Genomic DNA, 2439 nt, shown 5'->3' with positions numbered 1-2439 from the left:
TTGATCGTGTGAGGAAACTCTGCCGTCCGGCCGATCCGCTCGAACGCGGACCATCTGTCTGTGGGTGTGGAACCCCGGCGACTCACCCCGGTGCACCCGGGCACGTAAATATTCATCTTCGTCCGGCCCCGGGTGGTACGACCCGCGCGGGTGTCTCGGGTGTATACCGCTGTGGCTCGCCGTGGCTCTGCCCGGTCTGCGCGCCGCAAAAGGCCGTGGAGCGAAAAGAAAAGATCGCGCGGGTCGTCGCCTCCGCGCAGGACAAGGGAATGCTTGTCGCCGCGCTCGCACTCACCGCGCATCATACCGCGCAGCAGTCCCTGAAAGAGGTGAAAGGGCTCGTCGAAGGCGCTTCTCACTCGGCGCGCGGCGGACGTGAGTGGAAAAAACTCCAACGCGATCATGGAATCGTTGGTGTCATTCCGGGAAAAGAAACGACGATCTCGCGGAAAAACGGATGGCACTATCATCAACACTTGTTGGTTATCATCGACCCGACGTCTGAAGCCGTTGAAGCCGCGATTGCCGCCGAAGACGAAAACGCTTCTCTCCGGGAAGCCGCCGAGGTTGCAGGACAGGCCGTTGCAAATCGCTACGCCGCCGAGATCCGAAAGGCTGGAGGGTGGATTTCGAAGAAGCACGGCACGAAGATCCGTGTCTGCGACAATCCGGAAATGGCCGGGGATTACGCCGCGAAGGGGTCTGCTGCTTGGGAAGCGGCCGGCGGCCCGTCCAAGGCGCAGACCCGTGCCGCCGAAGGGCAGAGCTTGACCCCGTGGGACCTCGCCGAACTCGCCTTTTCCGGCGACGAATGGGCGAAAAGGATGTGGGCCGAGTATGTGGAAGTCATGCCTGGAACGCAGTCCTGTCGCGTCTCGTGGCAGCTCGCCAAAAAACTAGGCATCGAGCCGGAAAACGATGCCGAAGTTGGCGAACAGGTGGTCGAGGAACGAGACCACATCGTCGGGCAAGTTGAAGCGCCGACATGGAGCCGTTGGCTCCGTCATGGACTTGTCTCGACTTTCCTTCGGCGCGTTGAATTTCACGGTGAGGTCGGGTTTGAGTTTGCGGTGGCCGACACTTTAGCGGACGCTTCGAGAATTGAGGCCTGGTACCTGCGCCGCGCAGATGCGGCTAGGCGGGCGCAAGACGACGTCGACGTCGCTTCGATGGCCGAAGCCCGCGTCCGTTGGGCGTATCGGATTGCACACGAAATCGCAGACTCCGGCTCCGGAGGACGTCATCAGATCGTCGAGGCGATCAAAAGACTTCCGGATCACGCCGTGCATCCGGAGCCGGAAGATGTGGTCGCGGCGCTTGCGAAGATCGGTCGCTCTTTCAATCCGGACAACGACGATCCGCGACCACCCCCAGAGCAAATGACCGACGTCGCCTGACCGCCTGATCGGACGGAAAAACCTCTCGAGAAAGGAATGAGAAAATGACAAAGTTAGGATGCCTAACAGCCGATGCCTCCTATGATCTGAAAAGCTTGTACTGGGAATTTCTCGGCTCGAGTCCAGCGCAGATAGCAGAAATCCTCGATGAAGATCGTCTCAGTACTTTTCGTCAGGATTTGGAGCGTTTGAGTGCGCTTGCGGAGCATTCCAGAGATTACCTAAAAGGACATCGCGAAACCCCATTCCCCGAGTGTGGATCGTGTCAGGGTTTGATTGAAGAGCCGTACAGTTCTGAATACCCCAGACCATCTCCCTACGCTGTGCCGATTTGCAGAAAATGCCACGAAAGCACGATGTGGTGAGCAGAGCGGCATCGGTACTGCGGGCGGCCTACCTGCCTCTTCGCAGTCTTGTGGCATTTCCACCGGCGGTTTGCGCTCTTCGCGTTCTTCTCAAACAATTCTCGTATGAGCAAAAGCCCTTCCTCCGGGAAGGGAGGGGAAGGGAGCCAGCAGCGGGCGGTAACCCTCGCCATGCCGATCATCACTAATGAGGTATTGGCGTTCAACGCCGACGATGGCACGGCGCTGTACAGTGAACGCGAGCAGCCACAACCCGAGGATTGTCCGGTCCGACGCCTCAATGTTGATGGCTCGTCCGGGCGCTCGACGGAAAGCCTCTGCCAACGCAAGGGTCATGCCGACATCTTCAACCACCGGCATTCTGTCCTTGTTCTTCTCGATATGGACTGAGGACACGTCGCGCCACCAGCCGGAGACGCCCGCGAGTCCAGCCGCTGCGGAATGATGGCGTCTCGCCCAGTTTAACGCGGCCTTGGTGTAGGCCAGCGCTTTCCGGGAAGCAGAGCCGCCATGCTCGGCCGCCATTTCGTCCCGGAAACCCTCAAGGCTCCGTTCGTCCAGTTCTCGCGCGAGCAGCGATGCGATATCGCTGAAGGGATCAGACGATAAAACGGCTTCGACATCTCTTGCCGTCGCGGCTGAAGAAACGCGTTCCCTTCAAGGGACGCCCCATTTCA

Annotated in this window: 2 protein-coding genes; one reads left to right on the top strand and one right to left on the bottom strand. The window is 59.6% G+C overall.

The window, feature by feature from the left end; translation table 11 throughout:
• The coding region (locus E1297_RS02735; RefSeq protein WP_209015610.1) for a hypothetical protein at positions 1 to 1397 on the top strand (1397 nt) is incomplete at its 5' end.
• Positions 1398 to 1852: 455 nt separating this feature from the next.
• Here E1297_RS02735 and E1297_RS02730 read toward each other — a convergent pair.
• Positions 1853 to 2287 carry a hypothetical protein gene (locus E1297_RS02730; RefSeq protein ID WP_155133596.1) on the bottom strand — a complete coding sequence of 145 codons (435 nt, stop codon included), beginning with the start codon at positions 2285 to 2287 and terminating at the stop codon, positions 1853 to 1855.
• Positions 2288 to 2439 lie beyond the last annotated feature (152 nt).

The sequence above is a fragment of the Roseibium sp. RKSG952 genome (assembly GCF_009711355.1).
The sequence above is the reverse complement of the archived record's forward strand: the minus strand, read 5'-3'. Positions and strand labels throughout refer to the sequence as shown.

Bases quoted from the DNA above. Each gene is read 5' to 3' on its own strand.
- E1297_RS02730 (WP_155133596.1), bottom strand. From the start codon at position 2,287: ATGGCGGCCGAGCATGGCGGCTCTGCTTCCCGGAAAGCGCTGGCCTAC.